Genomic DNA, 18,038 nt, shown 5'->3' with positions numbered 1-18,038 from the left:
TCCTGCCGCATCCCCGCGGTGAGCGCAACCCCGGCGATCGGCGGGCACCGCCGCTCTACCGTGGCCGACATGACGCGATTCGGCTACACCCTCATGACCGAGCAGAGCGGCCCCAAAGCCCTCGTCGACTACGCCGTCGGCGCGGAACGCGCCGGCTACGACTTCCTCGTCTCGAGCGACCACTACTCCCCGTGGCTGACCAGCCAGGGCCACGCACCTTACGCCTGGACCGTGCTCGGAGCGGTCGCGCAGGCCACCAGCGATGTCGAGTTGATGACCTACGTCACCTGCCCGACGGTCCGGTATCACCCTGCCGTCGTCGCTCAGAAGGCCGCCACCCTGCAGCTGCTGTCCGACGGCCGCTTCACGCTGGGGCTCGGCTCGGGCGAGAACCTGAACGAGCACGTGGTGGGCGAGGGATGGCCGGCCGTCCACGCGCGGCAGGACATGCTCGTCGAGGCGATCGAGATCATCCGTGCTCTGCACACCGGGGATCTGGTCACCTACGACGGCGACTACTTCCGCGTCGACTCGGCTCGCGTGTGGGACGCCCCCGAGGGTGGCGTCCCGATCGGTGTCGCCGTCTCCGGCGAGCACTCGATCGCGCGCTTCGCCCCTCTCGGCGACCACCTCATCACCACCGAGCCCGACGGCGAGCTGATCCAGGGCTGGGACGAGCACCACGAGGGCGCGTCTCGCAAGATCGGTCAGATCCCCATCAGCTGGGACCCTGACAAGGAGACCGCGATCGCCCGCGCCCACGACCAGTTCCGATGGTTCGCGGGCGGGTGGGCCGTGAATGCCGATCTGCCCACGCCGGCCGGCTTCGCGGGCGCGTCGCAGTTCGTCCGGCCGGAAGATGTGGCCGAGTCCATCGCGTGCGGTCCCGACCTCGACGAGCTCGCCGAGAGCGTGCGTCCCTTCATCGACGCGGGCTTCACCGACATCGCCATCGTTCAGGTGGGTGACGCGCAGCAACAGCGTTTCGTCGACGAGATCGCCGCGCCCCTGCTCGAGAAGCTTCGAGCTCTCTGATGGTTCGGGGTGCGCTCCACGCGCACCCCGAACTCACCGACGGCCGACGTATCCCGCCTCGGCGACCCACCGTTCGAGCTTCCACACGGGAAGACGGAAGATCCGCGCGACGGTGACGACCGAGTGGCCGGCCTCGGCGGCGGCAGCCACCGCGAACTCGCGGAGCGAATCGAAATCACGCCCCGCGAGGATCCCCTCACGCAGATCCGAGAATGTGCGAGGTTCCCGCGGTGCGGCGGCAGTGCTCGGCGCGACGAGCACGTAGCGGGGACTCCCCTTCCCGCCCTGGTGGGACGCGGAATCGTGAACCCCCGAAGCTGCGACTGACGGGGCCGGAGGCTGATCGGTATCCGATGCGTGCACGACGGTGGCGTCCGCTTCCGCGACCCACGGCGCCGGCGGAAGCGGGCCTCCCCCGATCTTCTGGGTCGACGGGATCGGTGCCGCCTCGGGCGCGCTCGGCTGCGCGAGACCGACCAGCTCCGGCATATCGGCACCGGCCCTCGCTGTGGTCCATGAAGCGGCGGGGAGTTCGTCGCCCCACACCACCTCGCTCGGAACCACGTAGGGGCTCGGCGCGGGGACTTCGGAAGAGGCGGACATCCATGGCGCGGGCGGAAGCTCCCCGCCCCACGTCACCTCGTGCGACACGTCAGGACGGCTCGACTCATCGCGATCGAAGCCGCCTCGCGCGGTCTCGCCGAAAAGCTCCGAGAGTTCGATCTCGAAGGCCTCCGCGAGGGCCACGAGGGTCGCAAGCGATGCCGTCGAGCGCCCGGACTCGATCGCGCGTACGCGGGATTCCGAGATCCCCGCCTCGAACGACAGGGCGACGACGCTGAGATCGCGCTCGCGCCGCAGTTCGCGCACGCGATCGGCGAGCGCGTTCAGCACAGCATCGAGGCGGACGTCGGTGGTCACGTGGGTCATCGCTCCCCCGCGGGACGATCTAACGAGGTGTACGGCCCCCGTTCGGCGATCTGCGCGCCCCGAATGCTCGTTCCCTCGACGAGATACTGACGGCGGACCGGGGGACGTGCGTCCCCCGCGCCGAGCGCTTCTGCCGACACCGTTCTCCCCCTCGGACGTAGATACGTCGACTCGTGTCCGGGGGAGACACTGAACACTATCGCGTCCGGCGCTCGCCCGACGGCCCGACCTGCCGAATAAGGTGGGCGCATGCGCCGCCCCTCGTTCTTCGCCGGGGTCATCACCGGGGTCGTGGCCATCTCCTCCTGCTCGGCTGAGGTCCCCTCCGTCCCGCCCTCCGCCGCTCTCCCACCCCGAGCCGCGATCGACTACCAGCTGGGCGGCCCCTACGACCCGCCGGATTCCGTACAGATCGTGGTTCGCGACCGCACCGCGCAGCCGGCCGAGGGGGCGTACTCCATCTGTTACGTCAACGCCTTCCAAACACAGCCTGGCGAGCAGAGCGACTGGCCCGCGAGCACCACGCTGTCTCGCAGCGGTGCACCGGTCATCGACCCCGCCTGGCCCGACGAGGTCATCCTCGACACCTCGACCGCCGACAAGCGCGCCCTCATCGCCCAGACCGTCGCTCCGTGGATCCGAGGGTGCGCGGCATCCGGATTCCGCGCGGTCGAATTCGACAACCTCGACACCTTCACGCGCACCGACGGCGCGATGAGCTTCGACGACAACGCGGCTCTCGCTCGAGTGCTCGTCGACCTCGCGCACTCCTCGGGTCTGGCCGCGGGTCAGAAGAACGCCGCGGAGTTCGCGGCCGCGCTGAAAGACGCGGCGGGCTTTGACTTCGCCGTCGCCGAGGAATGCGCCGCTTTCGCGGAGTGCGACGCCTACACCGGGGTGTACGGCGACCAGGTCATCGATATCGAGTACGCCGATCGACTCCCGCGAACCTTCGCCGACGTGTGCGCGGATGCCGCGACCCCGGCTTCGACGGTCCTGCGCGATCGGAAGCTCTCGACGCCGACGGATCCCGACTACGTCTTCGCCGCGTGCGCGGATCGGTCGGGCTGACCGGCGGCTCTCGCACGCCGGTCAGCCGCTCTCACACGCCGTCGCGCAGGTCGCGGAAGAACGTGTCGACGTGTGTGCGCAGCGCCTCCACCCGGCGGTCGCGAGCCGCAGCCGCATCGTGACCGAGGTAGGCCGGTGGATCCAGACGCCGCGCGTTGCGGGAGCATTCGAACCGCGCGCACACCAGGGTGCCGACGGTGTTCCCCGCGCGTCCGGCCTTGCCCGCCCGACGCGCGGAGAAGAACACGACGTCGTTCGGCAGCGTGACATCGGAACACCATGAGCACTGCGGTCGCGTGCGTGTGGGCTGCTCGGTCTGCCGAAGTTGCAGGCCGACGGGGCTTCCGTCGATCTCGGCGATCACGAAGCCGAGCAGCGGGGTCTTGGCGTCGCGCCAACCGAAGTAGTCGAGACGGTCCCACGCGATGGCGTCGAGGTCGGCGGGAACGACGATCGAGCTGCGTTCGCGGAGCGAGACGTTCACGAAGCTGGATCGAATGGCGGAAGAAGAGAGAGCGTGCATGGGACGTCCAGTCGATGGGCCGCGGCGCGCGCGGCGGCGCGGCGACGAACGCGCGATCGGATCGCGCGGCGATGCGCCCGTCACGAAGAGGACGAGCGAGGAGGGCGCTCACCCGGCAGAGCGGGGCACCCGCGCCGGTCACCCGGCGAGGAAGACGGCCTGGACAGCGCCTGTGCCGTCGGCGCTCCACACGCCGACGACCCCCTCACGCCCGGAGGGCATCGACGAGGTGATGGGGGACATGGCCCCAGGATACGCCGATCAGGCGCGAAACGCTGCCGAACCGAGCACACGCTCGACGGCCATCTCGAGGACGACGCGGTCGGGGTTGGGGCGCGGCTGGCGGTAGCGCGCCGCGTACAGCTCGACCGCGTGCGCCACGGCATCCGGATCATCGCTCACCCGAGCAGCGCCCTCGAAGCTGATCCATTGCGCGCCGTCGACAGAGCAGATCGAGGCGCGGCCGCTGCGCTCGGCATTGACGAACTTCTGCGTCCCGCGCGATCCGATCACCCGGACGACACCGTCGTCGTAGGTGAACCCGACGGGCACCGCGTGCACGCGACCCGAGCGCCCCACGGTCGACAGGGTGGCCAGGTGGTACTCGCGGAGGAAAGAGAGGGCGTCGTCGGTCAGCACTGTTCCAGGGTGCCACGTCCGACGAGGTCGGTGACCGTCTTGTCGGCGGCATCCCATCGTCGAATCCCGACGGCCCGACCCGAGATGTCTCTCCCGCCGTTGTCCGCGAGGACACCCAGCGCCTCGCCTATGCGCTCCAGCGGAACCCGCCGAGCCAGGGTGACATGCGCGGTCCACGCGCCCGGCACCGTGTGGTCGACGTCGGCACCGGGTCCGGCGAGCTCGTGGATGCGGGTGTGCAGAGCCAGCAGCGCCGGCGAGGGTACGACCGTGCGAGCGATGACACGATGCCGTCCCGCACCGAAGAGCACCGGGGCACCGAGTACGAGCGAGAGGGGGAAGATCTCTTGCAGGACGGCAGCGTCGAACGGTGCCAGTGCGGATCGGACGAGCAACGTCACGTGGGGCCGGTTGCTCTCTCCCCGATGCCGCGCCTGGCTCGGCAGATCCGCGGCGAGCAGGGCATCCCACTCCGCGCGGACGGCGGCGTCGGTCTCGTCATCGAAGACGAGTTCGAGGCTGACGACGTCCGTCATCGAGGAGTCACCGGGTCGACCACCACGCGGCCGCCACGAGCAGCGGCTGGAAGAACAGCCGCCCGAAGCGCTTCTTGTCGGTGTCGAGCCCGAACGCCGAGCGTCCCTTACGCCATTGATCGATGTTGCCGGGGAAGATCGCCACGAAGAAGGCCGCGAGCGCAGCACCGATGTGGCGCCGCTCTTTGGGAAGGACCAGCAGCGACAGTCCGAATGCGGCCTCCACGACCCCGGATGCCACGACCACGGCGTCGCGATCGAGAGGACCTTTCTCCACGAGAGCGTCGGGCACCTGCGCCTGGAAGTCCCGACGCGCGAAGGTCAGGTGTGAGACACCGGCGAACACCATCGCCAGGGCGAGAGCCCAGCGCACAACAGATTTCATGGACTCACCGTAGGGTGCCCGTCTGTCGCACAGGTCGGGCTTGACGGCACCCGCGACGGACGTCCCGCCCGGCCATCGCCGACCGCTACGACACACGTCCCGATTGCGCAACCCCAGGCCTCCCACGTCGCGCGGCGATTGACTGTCACCCAGACGAAGGAGGTGCACCGCGACCATGACCGACCCCGCGACCCGCGAGAGCCGGGAGCAGGATCTGGACGCCCTCCTCGTCCGCGCGGCGATGGGCGACTGCGACGCTTTCGTGGAGTTCTACGACGCGACGGCACCGCGGATCTATGCGGTGCTGTTGTCGCTGACGGGTGTCGCGGGGACCGCTGACACTCTGCTCGAGGGGATCTACGTCGAAGCGTGGGAACGCATGCGAGGGCGAACCGCTCCCCCGTGCCCGGGCTTCGAGTGGGTGTCGTCGATCGCCCACCGGCACGCGCGAGCGCACCGCTGAGATCTCGACGATTCAGCGCGCGTCGGAGATGACGGCCTCGGTGATGTCGTCGAGCTCGAGAGTCAGGCCTCCGGAAGAGTTCGCGGAATTCGCGAGCGAGTGGAGGAGCACCGGGTCGAGAACCTCGGCTTCCGCGGAGGCGAAGACGAATCGCAGCGGAATGGACGGCTGTATCCACAGGGTGCTCCGGCCGGTCGGTTCACCGGAGGGATGCCGCCATGACATCGTGAAGCTCTCCCCGCGCCGCAGCTTGGTCGCGACGACGACTTTGATGTGCGCGAGGATGCGGTCGGGCATGCGGATCGGACTCGCGGAAGACCCGTAGAACAGTGAGCCCATCGGTCTCTCCTTCCCGGGTGCGTCCTGCCGGAAATGATACGAGATCACGACTGTCGTGCATATGAACTGAGAAAGAAGTCTCGACGCGACCCCAGATTGTTGGACTCGAGCCGGAATAAGCCGGTCGGCTGGAATCTCGGCAACCTAACTAGAATGCTCAGACGGGGCCCAACCCCGAGGAGACCTATGACGCTCGAGACCGAACACGATCACGCGAAGACGGCAGCGCGCGCGGTAGAACGGCTCCGCTTGGCGGAAGCGCGGCTTGCTCGTCGCCGGCAGTCCGATTGCGGCCCCAGCGAGAACGCCCGCGCGGCGATGAGGCTCATCCTGGAACGCGCGGATGCCGGGGGGAGCCTGACTCCGACCGAGATCGCGCAGTCCTTGGGCATCTCCACAGCATCGGTGACAGGAATGCTCGACCGCCTGCGCGCGGGCGGCCTCGTCGACTTCGTCGCCAACCCGTCGGACCGCCGGAGCAAGTTCGTCGTCCCGTTCGATCGCGACACAGACCCGGATGCGATCGACCCTGTGACAGCCCGCGTCCGCGAGTTCGCCCTGGGACTGCCCAGCGACACCGCCGACCAGATCGCCGCATTCCTCGACCGTGTCCGAGAGGTCGTCGACGCCGAATGCGCCTGAGTCGGCTCAGCCCGACGACGTCAGGACGGACTCGGGGTCGGGCTCGGCCGTGACGCTGAGTCCTTGCGGGGAGCTGGCTTCGTCCATGAGGTCCTCGATCCACCGACGATTCAGCTGCGGCGCACGACTGCCGTAGAAGTGAAAGACGAGCGGGATGGACGGAGAGATCCAGAGCGTACGCGTGCCACTGCCGTCGCCCATCGGGAAGTGGAACATGAACGACTCGCCTCTGCGCAGCTTGTTCATGAAGACCATGCGAAGGTGGGAGAGCGTCCGATCTTCGATATCGAACGAATGACCCGCGGTGTTGTAAACCAGTTTTCCCACGAAGTGAGTCTATATCGCTTCACCCGATTAACTACCTCGACCCCGGCGGGTGCCACCTCGACTAGAGTTCCGAACGTGGCGAGATCATCTCGGCCGAAGCGGCCCCGACGACGGCTCCCCCGCGCGCTTCTCGTCGCTGGCGCAGTCGTCGCGATCGTGGCGGTCATCGCGGGAATCGGCGTCGTCGGAAGCCTGGTGACCACTCTCTTCCAGACCCTGTCGGCGAAACCACCGGCCGTCGACACCCGGATCGTCGCACCGAACGAGTCCAAGGCCGCCCAGGCTGCTCGCTCGGGCGGCGGCGACGCCGACGAGGTGGCCGCCGCGCAGTGGCTCTCCTTGCAGCCCACCACCTACTGGCTCACCCCCGAGATCGACCCCGTCGACGAGGTGTGGGATCGCATCGCACACCTCGCAGCGGAGGCTCGCGATCAGAAGGCGTCGCTCTCGGTAGCGGTCTACGGGCTGCCCGACCGCGACTGCGGAAACCACTCGGCCGGAGGCCTCGACCCCTCGTCGTACACGCAATGGACGAAACGCATCGGCGATGCCCTGCGCAACGCGTCGGACCTCCAGAAGATCGTGGTGCTCGAGCCCGACAGCATCGCTTTGTCCTCCTCGTGCGGGTCCGTCAGCGATCGCGCCGGGTACTTGCAGCAAGCTGTCGAGAACATCCGTGGCACCAACACGTGGGTCTACATCGACGGCGGCCACTCCGCCTGGCACCCTGCCGCTGAAATGGCGGGGCTCATCCGGGCGATGGGGATTCTGCCCGAAGTGCGCGGCGTCGCCCTGAACGTCTCGAACTACCAGGACACCGCCGCCGAGTTCGCCTACGCGCACGCCCTGTCCGATCTTCTCGGAGGCACTCACGCCGTGATCGACACCTCGCGCAACGGCGCAGGACCGGCGGGCTCGGAATGGTGCAATCCCTCCGACCGCCTGGTCGGCAGCCCGGGCGGCTCGTACGGCGACGACGTCGTCGACACCAACCTATGGATCAAGCCTGCGGGCGAGAGCGACGGCGAGTGCAACGGCGGTCCCGCCGCGGGCGTGTGGTGGCCTGCCGCGGCAGCGGAACTGACACGCGAACAGCGCTGAGCTCCGAGTCGACCGCGTCGCAGCCGCGATGTGTGCCAAAATTGCGCTCGTCGCGCTGCGACGCCGCGACTCGGGGAAGAACGCGGGCACGGTCCCGTGCGAAGCCGGAAGAGTGGGTGACATGAGCGACAGCACCGAGATGCTGAAAACAGCCGTGATCGTGGAAGACGATCCCGATATCCGCCACCTGCTTGTCGAAGTGCTCGAGTCTGCGGGGTTCTCGACCGTCTCCGTCGGCAACGGCATCGACGGGGTTCGCGCTGTCATCGCGTATCAGCCGCTGATCACCACGCTGGACGTCAACATGCCGGGCATCGACGGCTTCGAAGCCGCGCGTCGGATTCGTCAGAAGAGCGACACCTACATCATCATGCTCACCGGTCTCGAAGAAGAGGCCGACGTCGTGCTCGGCCTCGGCGCCGGCGCCGACGAGTACGTCGTGAAGCCGTTCCGCCCCCGCGAGCTCCGCGCGCGCATCGAAGCGCTGCTCCGCCGCCCCCGCGCCGGGGAGTCCGCCGCTTCCTCGGCCCCCCGCCAAGACAGCGTGGGCCCGTCCTTCCCCGCCGGGCGCCCCGAGGCACCCGTCGCACCGCAGGCGGCGAGCGCTCCTTCCACGGCGGCCGTCATCGTGCCGTCCTCCCAGGGCCCGGAGCCGCGCGAGGCGGCGCCGGGTGGCGAGATCGTCCCCCGCTCGGCGGCCGGAGAACTCACGCCCACCGGTGGCGCCTGGGTGGCTCACCGAGATCTGCTGCTCGATCCCGACAGCCGCCTCGTGCGGGTCGGCGGGGAGGAGCTGGAACTCACCCGCACGGAGTTTGACCTGCTCGCGACCCTGATGGAGTCCAAGCGGCGGGTGCGCAGCAAGGCCGACCTCACTCTGGTCCTGCGCGGCGAGTCGTACGTGACGAGCTACTTCGTCGGAGAAGCCGACAAGCGGGCGATCGAAGCGCACATGACAAACCTGCGCCGCAAGCTCGGCGACAACCCGGCCAACCCGCGTTACATCGAAACGGTACGTGGGGTGGGCTATCGCCTCACCTCGGAGTTGCTCTCCACTCCCTGACGCCCCGCACACATGACGGATGCCTCGACCCTCCCCAGGGCCGAGGCATCCGTGTTTCTGATGCGTTCGGGCGTATCAGATCTTGCGTCCGTCAGACCTTGAAGCCGTGGTGGCGACGGACGAGCTTGGAGAACATGAGGAGCGTCTGAAGAACAGTCACGACGCCGACGATGGGCCAACCGATCCACAGGATCGACGACTGCACCATGGGGCCGACCATGACCCAGATCACCGCGAGGGCGATGGCGACGGCGATGAGCACGACCATCGGCGTCCAGTGTCCGAGTCCCCCACCGCGCTCGGCCTTGGCCTGCATCGCCCAGTTGTCGACCTTCTTGCGCGAGAGGAATCGGGTCCACGAGCGGACGAAGTGACTGATACGGATCCACATGAAGATCTCCGCGGGGAAGAACAGCACCGCGAACAGGACGTCTGTGCGGTCGACGTTCTTCATCGTGCGGGCGATGCGGAGGTTCAGCAGCATGGCGATCACCGGCGGGATAAGCCACAGCGGCGAGAAGACGAAGGCGTGGATCGTCAGCGACCCGGCGAGAAGGGTCAGGAAGGCCACGCGGACGAAGAGGTTCGTGAGCATGCCGAAGTTCTCGAACCAACGCAGACGGAGATTCGGGTGGAACGGTTGCCCCTTAGTGTCGCCGCGCTGTCCGGGCCACATCAGCTCGATGGCGCCATAGGTCCACTTCACCTGCTGGGCGTCGTAACCGGAGAGCGTGGTCATGCCGCCCACATCGGCGCGAGCGTACGGGCTGATCTTGGTCAAGTAGCCCGCGCTCTTGATCTGCAGGGACAGCAGGGAGTCCTCGACCTCGGAGTCCTTCACCCACGGGGTGCTCTGGTGGTTCTGTTTCATCGCGTCGCGCAGGGCATTGGTGGAGAAGATCGAGAACTGACCGCCGAGCACCGCCATGTTGCGACCGCGCAGCATGTTCTGCAGGTTGAACGCCGCGAACTGCGTGCGCTGGCCGGCGGTGAGGAACCGGGCGACGAGGCCCTTGATGGGCTTGTCGTCGATCGTGTAGATCGCAGAGATACCGCCGATGCGGGAGTCGGAGATCGCCTCGGTCTCGAGGTACTCGACGGCCTTGCTGTCGGCGATGGTGTCTCCGTCGACGCCGAGGAGATAGTCGTACCCCTCGACGAGGGAGTACCCGTAGTTGAGCGCGCCGACCTTCTTGTCGGGGTTCTTACCGATGTCGTGGACGAAGACCTCGGTGAACTGCTCCCCGAGCTCGGTGCTCAGCTCGTGCGGGCCGCTGTACTCCGAAGCGATCTTCACCGTGGCGTCGGAGGTGTTGTTGACGACCACGTGGATGACGTCCGGCACGCGGGTCTGAGCGAGCAACGCCTCGATGACGTCGGCGATCGACTCTTCCTCGTTGTAGGCGGGGATGACGCAACCGATCGTGGAACGGTGCACCGACGTGTTCTCGAGCACCGCGGCGAAGTCATCGGCGAAGCCGTGCTCGCCGGCGGCTCCCAGCGCGCCCGGGTGCATATCGAAGTCCCGGGCGTGGGGGGTGAAGCTGCGCGCATCGGTCATGGCGGTGTCTTCCTGTCGGTTCTCGCGGCGTATCGGCCGAGTTCCACTCTGGTAGGTTCGCCGCAAGACGACCGCTGCACACGACCACCGTCCCCGCAAGATTTCCGCAAGATTGCGACGGGCACCTGAAGGAGACGACCGTCCGTGATCGTCCTCGCTCTGCTGGCATCCATCGCCGCCGCGGGCGTCGCCCTCACCATGCTGTTCCTGGCGCACGGGCGACCCGAGGACGACCGCGGCGGACCACGCGCGGACATGGTCCGGTACTTCGGCATGGCGGCCATCGCCGCTTTACTGTGCGGAGCGCTGAACGTGATGGAGACCGCGTGGGACTCCGTGGCAGCCGCGGCCGCCGGGAACGCGACCAACGTCATGGCGGTCGGTCTTCTCTGGGCGGGCGCGCGACGACTGAACGGTCGGCGCGCGATCGGCGCGATCAGCACCGGCGCCGGTGGCATCCTGCTCTTGGGCTTGACCTTCCTCGTGCCCCTCGACGATGCAACCCTCCTGAAGACGGCCGGCCTCGTCGTGTTCTCGGCTCTCGGTGCGCTCGAGTGCGCTCGCTCTCCCGTGGGGCGACTGAGCGGAGCTCGTCTGCTCTCCTGGACCCTGAGCCTGTACGCGCTCTACAACCTCGCCCGCCTGGCCGCCGCCGCCGTCTCCGGTATGGCGCCGCTGCTGCGTCAGGGCCCCGTCTCCCCCGAGACCACGGCTGCGGTCAGCGCGATCGCGATCGCGCTGGTCTCGGTCGGCGCCGTATGGATCGGCCGTCAGCTCGACGACGACCCCGCTCCCGGCACCCGTGCGCACGACCGTGGAACTCTGCGTCGCGAGACCGCCCGACTCCTCGTCGAGCACCCCGGTGTGCGGGCGACCCTCGTGCGCGTTCCCGAGATCAATCTGATCCGCGCTGCCCACAGCAGCGAGCGCGGCGAAACGATGCTGCGCACCGTGTCGGACGCCGCCGCCGACGTCGTACCCGATGTCGTGACCGGGATGCCCACCCGCGACACGGTCTTCCTCGTCCACCCCGCCGCGACAACTGCGGCAGAGGTCGAGGAGTCTTTGCGACGCGCATTCGCGCGACGCATGCCCTCGATCGACTACGACGACGTCCCCGACCTCGTCTTCGAGCACTACCTTCTGAGGGACGTCGACGATCTCTCGTGGCTCATGGAGAGCCGCCGGGCGCGGCCTCGCCTGCGGCAGCCGAGAGCCGACTGAGGCGGGTCAGCCCTGGTCGGTCGACGTGCCCCAGCCCGGAGCGCGCCCGGTCGAGCTCGATGTGCCCGTGCTGGTGCCGCTCGAGGACTGTCCCTCGTCCGCGAAGATCGCGATGGGGAGGTACTGGTACACGGTCTGCTGGCTGAAGGAGGAGTCCGTGTTCGCGGCGCCCTCGACAGCCACGTTCAGTGCGAACTCCAGCGTGATGCCGTACGTGTCTGCCGGGAGCTGGCGGATGGACGTCGTCGGCACCAGGAGTCCGCCCTGGAAGCTGTTGAGGAGAAGCCCCCGGTCCGAACGCAGGGTGTCCGAAGGGACCAGCGTTCGCGGATCGGCGCTGAACTGGAACGGGTTCGAGACCTGGCCGCCGGTCTGAGCGGTCTGCGAGGTGATGGAGATGGACGACACGTAGACGCGCCGCTTCTGCGCGAGGACCGCCCTCTCGTCGACGCGATCGTCGACGATGTTGACGGCGAAACCGAGCTGCTTCTCGTTCGTCGCGGTCCACTCCATCGTGCGCTTGGGGTCGACCGCCCAGACATCGAGGCGCAGCTCGAGGCCGTCGGCGACCTCCGAGGTCAGCCGCACCGACCCGTCGTAGGTGAACTGGGAGTCGAAAGGCTTGGTCCCCGCCGAGGCCTGCGGCGCGGGCGTCGCCACGACGACGGACTGGTTGCTCCCCGCCTGCCCGGGGAACGCACCGAGCACATCGGTGATCTGGCTGCAACCGGACAGGACGGTCGGCAGGGCGAGGGCGAGGGCGACGGTCGCGGCTGCTGCGCGCACACGACGGCGAGAGGGCATGCTCACAGGTGTCTCCTGAGGAAGGGCGCGGAACGCGCGGGAGGTCGATGATCGACCATCACACTGCGGGATGCAGGCCTCAGGGGGAGTCTGACCGGACGGCGTGATCGGGACCACGCGGGGCGAGCAGAGACAGGATGGCGCGCAGAAGACTACACCACTCTCTATACACTCGGAGAATGGCATCCATGAGGAGCGTTCCTCCGGCGATTCCTTCGGAGGGCATCCCCGACGACGACGCGACCAACCCGGGCAGCCGCACCCGGTCGATTTGGCTTCTTCAGCTCGTTCTGGGGGCGAGCGTCGTCATCACGGTCCTGCTGGTCCAGGCTCTCGAGCCGTCCCTGTTCTCCCTGTGGCCGTTCTCCTCCGGCGTGGGCGTCATCATCGCCCTGACGGCGATAGCGATCGTCGTGCCCTGGCAGAAGATCCCCCGGTCCGTGGTCGCGGCCGTTCCGTTCGGCGACATCCTCGGCATCGGTCTTCTGAGCTTCGGCACCGATCTGCGCTTCGGTTTCTTCTGGGTCTTTCCCATCATCTGGATCGCCACCCACTTCACCCTCGTGTACCTCATCTCCGCGCTCAGCACGGTCGGCATGATCATCGTGGTGGACGCCACGGTGAACGCCTCCGGCCCGGTGACAGCGCTCAGACTGATCGTCGTTCTGCTCTCCCTGACGTTCATCGGCATCACCTCCTTCCTCTCAGCGCGGCAGACGAGGGCGTTCAAGCAATTGCTGCGGCGCCAGGCCAGCCGACTCCAGGGGACCCTCCAGCGCGTGTCGGGCCAGGAACGCCGGGTGTCGCAGATGCTGAACGGGCTCGACACCGGCATCGCCCGCCTGTCCGTGGACGGCGAAGTGCTGGCGCTGAACGATACGTATGTCGCCCTGTACGGGGTCGAACGCGACGAACCGCAGCGTCCGGGGGCGGCGGTCGAATACGCGACGCTCCGCGGAGAGCCCCTCCCCGAGGCCGAGCGTCCCTTCGCGCGGGCATCGCGCGGAGAGCAGTTCGACGACGAGCGCGTCTGGCTCTTCGATCCCCACGGCGAATGGCACGCGCTCTCGGCATCGACACGCCGACTCGTCTCCTCCGACGAGCCCGAGAGCACGCTGCTCATCGTCCACGACATCACCGCGCTGATCGAGTCCGAACGTGCGCGCGAGCGCCTCGCGGCGACGGTGTCTCATGAGTTGCGTAACCCGCTGACCGCCATCATCGGCCACGCCGATCTCGCCCTCGACGACCCCGACCTCTCGCCCAAGGTGCGAGAGCAGCTCGAGGTGATCGCCGGCGCCGGCGAGCGCATGCAGAAGCTCATCTCCGAGATCCTCGCCACCTCGAGGGGGGTGTTCCGCGAATCCTCCTCCCCCGGCGCCGCCGATGCCAGCCGCATCATCGCCTCGTCGCTGGCGTCTTTCCGCCCGGCCGCGGCGGCACGCCGCGTGAGCGTGGTGGACGACCTGCCCGACACCGCAGAGGTGGTCGGGGACGCATTCCGCCTTCGGCAGGCGTTCGACAACATCCTGAGCAACGCGATCAAGTACACGCCCGCGGGAGGAACGATCCGCATCTCCGGCGAACTCTCACCAGACGACGTCGCCCTCCACTTCGCCGACACCGGCATCGGCATCCATCCCGACGACCTCGAGCGGGTCTTCGACCCGTACTTCCGCGCGCAGTCGGTGCGAGAGAGCCCCACCCCCGGCACCGGACTCGGCATGGGCATCATCCGGAGCATCGTCGAGGAACAGGGAGGTTCTCTCTTCCTCGAGAGCGAGTTGGGTGCCGGCACGACGGTGACGGTCATCCTCCCCTCCCGCGTCGAGGCTGGAACACCGTGATGCCGTCCGATGTCCTGACGAACCTGGGTTTGGCTCAGGCCACGGTCGCCACTCTCGGCAGCCTGATGATCATCGGTCTGGGATTTCTGCACCGCCCCTCCCGCTCCGCCCTTCTGTGGTCCCTGGCGTTCGTTCTGGCGATGTCGAGCACCTGGGTCTCGGTGACGGGCGGGATCATGAACGATGAGACCATCCGCCGCGCGGGTCTCGGCCTCATGCTCGGCGCACCCGCACTGATCTGGTCGGGTTTCCGCGCGCGACGCGGTGCACCTGCCTTTTCCTGGGTGGGCGCAGTCCAAGCGGTGACGACCGCCGCCGTCTTCGTGCTCATGGACGAGATCAGCGCCTACGGCCTCGCGTTCCGCTTGGCTTTCCTCGGGTCATCCGTGTTCGCCGGGCTCACCGTGTGGGAGCTGCGACGGGCGGCCGACCGTCTCGAGAGGCTCGCCCTGCCTTTGACGGTGGTCTCGTCCGCCTTCGTCGCACTCGGTATCGGCACGCTCGTGTCGGGGCTCGCCGCGCCCACGACCCTGGGCGACCTCGAGCTGCCTCGAGTGCTCAACGGGCTCGGAATGCTCATCTTCCTGGTGTGCGCGACCGTATCCCTTTTGTACTTCACGTCAGTATCGCCCAGCGGGCGTCGCGCGGCATCGAGTTGGCCGCATTTCATCGTCACCGCGTCAGACCGTCTGGCTCGAGCCCGCCGCGCACGGGAAGAGTCGTGGGCAGTGCTGACGGTTCGGCTCGACGACCCCGCTCAGCTGCGCAGCGCCGCTGGCGAAAGCGGTTGGCTACGTCTCGTGAGTCAGTTCGAGGCCCTCGTCGCCGACACTTTCCCTGCCGAGGCGGACCTCGGCCGGGAGATCCGAGGACGAGTGGTCGTCGTCGTCTCACGCCCCGACTCGGTGTTGCGCGAGCACGTGCGTACCCTTCTTCGACAGATCACGGAGCTCGATGTCTCCTCCTGCGTCGACATCCAGCTCTCGGCGAGCATCGGGTGGGTGCCGGCGGAGACAGCCGACTACGACCTCGCTGCGCTCATCGTCGATGCGGATGCCGCGGCCGGTGAGGCCACCCGTCAGGGCGGCGATCGCTGGGAGCGCGTCCGACCCTGATCAACCGCCGGCGCCCCCGCCGGCGATCGCGACGGTCAGTGTGTCACTCGCCGTCTGCTTCGCGAACTCGTTGGAGGTCGGGGTGGTCTGCACGAGGAACTCGAACGTGAACTGCAAGGTGACGAACGTCGCCTCCGCGGGCACCTCGCCGACGTTGAAGGTCTGCGAGTAGCTGTAGGGCGACAGAACGAGGTAGCCGGGCGCATCCGTCTGATCACTCTGCGGGGCGAGCGCCGAGAAGGACTGCGACGCGTTCCCCGGAACAGCTGTCATCGTGGCGCGCTGGAGATACACCTTCTGCCCGTCGTTGGGCGTCACCGTCGTCTCCATCGACAGGTTCACGGGTTTGAGAGCCGTCGCCGTCCAACGATCCATCGACAGGGTCGACCAGTAGTTCACCGTTGCGGCCACCGAGCCGGCCGTCAGCGCACGCTGCGTGGATCCACTCGACAGGTCGTTACGGACAGGCTGCGGCGCGGCCGTCACCGTCGCCGACGGCGAGGGCGACTCCGGGGACTCACCGCCGCCCTGGGCCCACGGAGGCGCTCCACACCCGGTGAGACCGAGGAGGGCCGACACCGCCACGGCAACGCCGATCACTGCCCTGCCGCGACGCCCTGCGAGCACCATGAATCCTCCCCCGGATCGTTTCCCCCAGTGTAGGTGGCCGGAGGATGAGGGCGGTCGGTCTCCCCCGCGGTCTCTCCGTATGCAACACCACGGGCCGACGGGTCGATCGGCGAACGACGGACGAAGGGAGCATCCTGACGGCCTTGGCGGGCGGAGCGCACGGGCGCACCGGCCCTCAGACGGCCCCGGACCCGCGTCCCTGCGTCACGTCGGCGGTGATGAGGATCGGTAGGTGGTCGCTGAGTCCCTGAGGCAGTGTCTTGATGTGCGCGATGTCGAACCCGATGGACGTCGCGAAATCGTAATGTCCTCGGAAGAACCGGTAGCGCGTGTAGGTGCGGGTATCGCTGAGCGTCAGCTCGTAGCCCTGATCACGGACCTTCTGACCGAGGTTCTCCTTGAAGACCGGGTAGTTGTAGTCCCCGACCATGAGCGCGGGAAGACCCGGTCCGAGGTTCTGCAGCTCCGACAGCGCGGTGCGGATCTGGTGTCGGCGCAGAGAGTTGAGCGCCGTCAGTGGCGCGGCGTGGAACGATGCCACGATGACGTCGCGTCCGTGGTCGATGTCGCGCAGCCGCACGCCGAGCATGCGCTCCTCCGCGGGCTTGAGCACACGGTCGTGCAGAGACTTCTTCAAACCGATCGCACGGACGTCCTCGGCCCGGAACGTGTTCTCCCGGTAGTAGAGGGCCAGGCCGAGACGGTTGCGCTGCGTCGCCTCCGCCAAACGGAGCCCGCCGATGTGATCCGGGATGTCCGTACTGTCGCATTCCTGCAGGCAGAGAACATCGGCCTCGTGATTCTCTACGAGGGCGACGAGCTCACCGGCGGCCCGGTGCTTGTTGAGGTTGTACGAGATGACCTTCATGGCGATGTCAGCATACGTCCGCCCGCAGCAGCATCACCGAGGGGTTGCACATGGTTCTCCCGACGAGATCAGGGAGCCGTATCCTCGGCATCGCGACGGTTCCGCGTCTGCTCCGCGCGAGCGGCGAGCAGCTCGTCCGCGGGATAACCCACTTCGGCGAGAACCAGGCCCCGCGCGGCCAGGACCTTCGTCTCCGGAATCCGCATGCGCGCCTCCCGGATCGCGACCACGTCGTCGATCCCGATGCGCCCTTCCCCCACCGCGACACACGCACCCACGAGAGCGCGCACCATGCTGTGACAGAAGGCATCGGCCCGGACGTTCGCCACCAGCACCCCGGTGTCGTCCCGACGCCAGTCGTATTCGAGAAGCGTCCGAATGGTCGTCGCGCCCTCGCGGGCCTTGCAGTAGGCGGCGAAATCGTGGAGGCCGATGAGGCGTGAGGCCGCGGCATCCATCGCCTGCCCATCGAGGATGCTTCGAACGTACGTCGTCCGCTGCCTTTCGAGCGGGTCGTATCCCGCCGTGGCATCGGCGAGACGATAGCTGTACCGCCGCCAGGCGGCCGAGAACCGTGCATCGAATCCGGCGGGGGCGAGCGAGGTCCGTAAGACCGTCACGTCGGCGTACCCGCCCAGGATGCCGCGAAGACGACCCGCGAGGGCCGCGACCGCGTCGAGTTCGTCGTTGTCCCGACGGCGCCGCGGCAGACGGGCCGCCTGCTCCTCATCGAGGTCGAGATGGGCGACCTGGCCCGTAGCGTGCACTCCCGCATCGGTCCGCCCGGCGACGACGAGTCGCGGATCGCCTCCGACGACGCGAGCAAGAGCGCTTTCCAGCTCTCCCTGCACTGTCCGTAGCCCTGGTTGACGGGCCCACCCGCGGAAATGCGAGCCGTCGTAGGCGATGTCGAGTCGGATGCGCACGGGTCAAGC

The 18,038-nt window shown here is 67.9% G+C and carries 21 protein-coding genes; 9 read left to right on the top strand and 12 right to left on the bottom strand.

Annotation, left to right across the window (positions count from 1 at the left end; translation table 11 throughout):
• Positions 1-69 precede the first annotated feature (69 nt).
• The gene (locus QE416_RS08065) at positions 70-1,035 is read left to right on the top strand and encodes an LLM class F420-dependent oxidoreductase (RefSeq protein ID WP_307315089.1); all 966 of its coding nucleotides are present in this window, start codon (positions 70-72) and stop codon (positions 1,033-1,035) included.
• A 33-nt stretch (positions 1,036-1,068) separates the two neighbouring features.
• On the opposite strand, the gene QE416_RS08060 is transcribed toward QE416_RS08065, so the two are convergent.
• On the bottom strand, positions 1,069-1,956 hold the full coding sequence (locus QE416_RS08060) for a helix-turn-helix domain-containing protein (protein ID WP_307315086.1): 888 nt from the start codon (positions 1,954-1,956) through the stop codon (positions 1,069-1,071).
• A 258-nt stretch (positions 1,957-2,214) separates the two neighbouring features.
• Between QE416_RS08060 and QE416_RS08055 the strand changes: the two genes are divergently transcribed.
• Positions 2,215-3,036, top strand: coding sequence for an endo alpha-1,4 polygalactosaminidase (locus tag QE416_RS08055; RefSeq protein WP_307315081.1), 822 nt, complete (start codon positions 2,215-2,217; stop codon positions 3,034-3,036).
• 31 nt (positions 3,037-3,067) lie between these two features.
• On the opposite strand, the gene QE416_RS08050 is transcribed toward QE416_RS08055, so the two are convergent.
• The 4 genes from QE416_RS08050 to QE416_RS08035 form a co-directional block, all read right to left on the bottom strand.
• On the bottom strand, positions 3,068-3,559 hold the full coding sequence (locus QE416_RS08050) for an FBP domain-containing protein (RefSeq protein ID WP_307315078.1): 492 nt from the start codon (positions 3,557-3,559) through the stop codon (positions 3,068-3,070).
• Between the two features lie 261 nt (positions 3,560-3,820).
• The gene (locus QE416_RS08045) at positions 3,821-4,198 is read right to left on the bottom strand and encodes a PPOX class F420-dependent oxidoreductase (RefSeq protein WP_307315076.1); all 378 of its coding nucleotides are present in this window, start codon (positions 4,196-4,198) and stop codon (positions 3,821-3,823) included.
• Positions 4,192-4,734: a 2'-5' RNA ligase family protein gene (locus QE416_RS08040; protein WP_307315073.1), complete on the bottom strand. Its 543-nt coding sequence runs from the start codon at positions 4,732-4,734 to the stop codon at positions 4,192-4,194. Before QE416_RS08040 ends, QE416_RS08045 begins: the two co-directional genes overlap by 7 nt.
• Positions 4,735-4,741: 7 nt before the next feature.
• Positions 4,742-5,119, bottom strand: coding sequence for a hypothetical protein (locus QE416_RS08035; RefSeq protein ID WP_307315070.1), 378 nt, complete (start codon positions 5,117-5,119; stop codon positions 4,742-4,744).
• Between the two features lie 175 nt (positions 5,120-5,294).
• Between QE416_RS08035 and QE416_RS08030 the strand changes: the two genes are divergently transcribed.
• Positions 5,295-5,582, top strand: a complete 288-nt coding sequence (locus QE416_RS08030) for a hypothetical protein (protein ID WP_307315067.1) — start codon at positions 5,295-5,297, stop codon at positions 5,580-5,582.
• 12 nt (positions 5,583-5,594) lie between these two features.
• On the opposite strand, the gene QE416_RS08025 is transcribed toward QE416_RS08030, so the two are convergent.
• The gene (locus QE416_RS08025) at positions 5,595-5,921 is read right to left on the bottom strand and encodes a hypothetical protein (protein ID WP_307315065.1); all 327 of its coding nucleotides are present in this window, start codon (positions 5,919-5,921) and stop codon (positions 5,595-5,597) included.
• 186 nt (positions 5,922-6,107) lie between these two features.
• Between QE416_RS08025 and QE416_RS08020 the strand changes: the two genes are divergently transcribed.
• Positions 6,108-6,563 carry a MarR family transcriptional regulator gene (locus QE416_RS08020; RefSeq protein ID WP_267786131.1) on the top strand — a complete coding sequence of 152 codons (456 nt, stop codon included), beginning with the start codon at positions 6,108-6,110 and terminating at the stop codon, positions 6,561-6,563.
• A gap of 6 nt (positions 6,564-6,569) precedes the next feature.
• On the opposite strand, the gene QE416_RS08015 is transcribed toward QE416_RS08020, so the two are convergent.
• Complete coding sequence (locus QE416_RS08015; RefSeq protein ID WP_210072331.1) at positions 6,570-6,890, bottom strand: ATP-dependent DNA ligase; 321 nt, start codon at positions 6,888-6,890, stop codon at positions 6,570-6,572.
• A gap of 75 nt (positions 6,891-6,965) precedes the next feature.
• On the opposite strand from QE416_RS08015, the gene QE416_RS08010 reads away from it, so the two are divergent.
• A complete protein-coding gene (locus QE416_RS08010; RefSeq protein WP_307315059.1) occupies positions 6,966-7,991 on the top strand; it encodes a glycoside hydrolase family 6 protein in 1,026 nt (341 codons plus the stop codon).
• 121 nt (positions 7,992-8,112) lie between these two features.
• Complete coding sequence (locus QE416_RS08005) at positions 8,113-9,054, top strand: response regulator transcription factor (protein WP_307315057.1); 942 nt, start codon at positions 8,113-8,115, stop codon at positions 9,052-9,054.
• A 91-nt stretch (positions 9,055-9,145) separates the two neighbouring features.
• Here the strand turns inward: QE416_RS08005 and QE416_RS08000 are convergent, their stop codons facing one another.
• Positions 9,146-10,615, bottom strand: coding sequence for a glycosyltransferase (locus QE416_RS08000; RefSeq protein ID WP_307315055.1), 1,470 nt, complete (start codon positions 10,613-10,615; stop codon positions 9,146-9,148).
• 144 nt (positions 10,616-10,759) lie between these two features.
• On the opposite strand from QE416_RS08000, the gene QE416_RS07995 reads away from it, so the two are divergent.
• Positions 10,760-11,839, top strand: a complete 1,080-nt coding sequence (locus QE416_RS07995; protein WP_307315052.1) for a hypothetical protein — start codon at positions 10,760-10,762, stop codon at positions 11,837-11,839.
• A 6-nt stretch (positions 11,840-11,845) separates the two neighbouring features.
• On the opposite strand, the gene QE416_RS07990 is transcribed toward QE416_RS07995, so the two are convergent.
• Entirely contained in the window at positions 11,846-12,643 is a 798-nt protein-coding gene (locus QE416_RS07990; protein WP_307317887.1) for a fructose 1,6-bisphosphatase, read from the bottom strand.
• Between the two features lie 179 nt (positions 12,644-12,822).
• Here QE416_RS07990 and QE416_RS07985 point away from each other — a divergent pair, with 179 nt between their 5' ends.
• The gene (locus QE416_RS07985; RefSeq protein ID WP_307315049.1) at positions 12,823-14,490 is read left to right on the top strand and encodes a cell wall metabolism sensor histidine kinase WalK; all 1,668 of its coding nucleotides are present in this window, start codon (positions 12,823-12,825) and stop codon (positions 14,488-14,490) included.
• Positions 14,490-15,605, top strand: a complete 1,116-nt coding sequence (locus tag QE416_RS07980; RefSeq protein ID WP_307315046.1) for a hypothetical protein — start codon at positions 14,490-14,492, stop codon at positions 15,603-15,605. The genes QE416_RS07985 and QE416_RS07980 overlap by 1 nt, the downstream gene beginning before the upstream one ends.
• Here QE416_RS07980 and QE416_RS07975 read toward each other — a convergent pair whose 3' ends face one another.
• The 3 genes from QE416_RS07975 to truA all read right to left on the bottom strand — a co-directional run bounded on the left by QE416_RS07975 (position 15,606) and on the right by truA (position 18,029).
• On the bottom strand, positions 15,606-16,235 hold the full coding sequence (locus QE416_RS07975) for a hypothetical protein (RefSeq protein WP_307315044.1): 630 nt from the start codon (positions 16,233-16,235) through the stop codon (positions 15,606-15,608).
• Positions 16,236-16,410: 175 nt separating this feature from the next.
• Complete coding sequence (locus QE416_RS07970; protein ID WP_307315041.1) at positions 16,411-17,103, bottom strand: endonuclease/exonuclease/phosphatase family protein; 693 nt, start codon at positions 17,101-17,103, stop codon at positions 16,411-16,413.
• A gap of 68 nt (positions 17,104-17,171) precedes the next feature.
• Positions 17,172-18,029 (bottom strand): tRNA pseudouridine(38-40) synthase TruA, encoded by an 858-nt coding sequence (gene truA, locus QE416_RS07965; protein WP_307315038.1) that lies wholly within the window; start codon positions 18,027-18,029, stop codon positions 17,172-17,174.
• Positions 18,030-18,038: the final 9 nt, after the last annotated feature.

The sequence above is a fragment of the Microbacterium sp. SORGH_AS_0421 genome, assembly GCF_030818635.1.
Lineage (GTDB): Bacteria > Actinomycetota > Actinomycetes > Actinomycetales > Microbacteriaceae > Microbacterium.
This window is presented reverse-complemented; position numbering and strand designations above follow the sequence as displayed.

Bases quoted from the DNA above. Each gene is read 5' to 3' on its own strand.
- QE416_RS08065 (WP_307315089.1), top strand. From the start codon at position 70: ATGACGCGATTCGGCTACACCCTCATGACCGAGCAGAGCGGCCCCAAA.
- QE416_RS08055 (WP_307315081.1), top strand. From the start codon at position 2,215: ATGCGCCGCCCCTCGTTCTTCGCCGGGGTCATCACCGGGGTCGTGGCC.
- QE416_RS08050 (WP_307315078.1), bottom strand. From the start codon at position 3,559: ATGCACGCTCTCTCTTCTTCCGCCATTCGATCCAGCTTCGTGAACGTC.
- QE416_RS08040 (WP_307315073.1), bottom strand. From the start codon at position 4,734: ATGACGGACGTCGTCAGCCTCGAACTCGTCTTCGATGACGAGACCGAC.
- QE416_RS08035 (WP_307315070.1), bottom strand. From the start codon at position 5,119: ATGAAATCTGTTGTGCGCTGGGCTCTCGCCCTGGCGATGGTGTTCGCC.
- QE416_RS08030 (WP_307315067.1), top strand. From the start codon at position 5,295: ATGACCGACCCCGCGACCCGCGAGAGCCGGGAGCAGGATCTGGACGCC.
- QE416_RS08025 (WP_307315065.1), bottom strand. From the start codon at position 5,921: ATGGGCTCACTGTTCTACGGGTCTTCCGCGAGTCCGATCCGCATGCCC.
- QE416_RS08020 (WP_267786131.1), top strand. From the start codon at position 6,108: ATGACGCTCGAGACCGAACACGATCACGCGAAGACGGCAGCGCGCGCG.
- QE416_RS08005 (WP_307315057.1), top strand. From the start codon at position 8,113: ATGAGCGACAGCACCGAGATGCTGAAAACAGCCGTGATCGTGGAAGAC.
- QE416_RS08000 (WP_307315055.1), bottom strand. From the start codon at position 10,615: ATGACCGATGCGCGCAGCTTCACCCCCCACGCCCGGGACTTCGATATG.
- QE416_RS07990 (WP_307317887.1), bottom strand. From the start codon at position 12,643: ATGCCCTCTCGCCGTCGTGTGCGCGCAGCAGCCGCGACCGTCGCCCTC.
- QE416_RS07985 (WP_307315049.1), top strand. From the start codon at position 12,823: ATGGCATCCATGAGGAGCGTTCCTCCGGCGATTCCTTCGGAGGGCATC.
- QE416_RS07980 (WP_307315046.1), top strand. From the start codon at position 14,490: ATGCCGTCCGATGTCCTGACGAACCTGGGTTTGGCTCAGGCCACGGTC.
- QE416_RS07975 (WP_307315044.1), bottom strand. From the start codon at position 16,235: ATGGTGCTCGCAGGGCGTCGCGGCAGGGCAGTGATCGGCGTTGCCGTG.
- QE416_RS07970 (WP_307315041.1), bottom strand. From the start codon at position 17,103: ATGAAGGTCATCTCGTACAACCTCAACAAGCACCGGGCCGCCGGTGAG.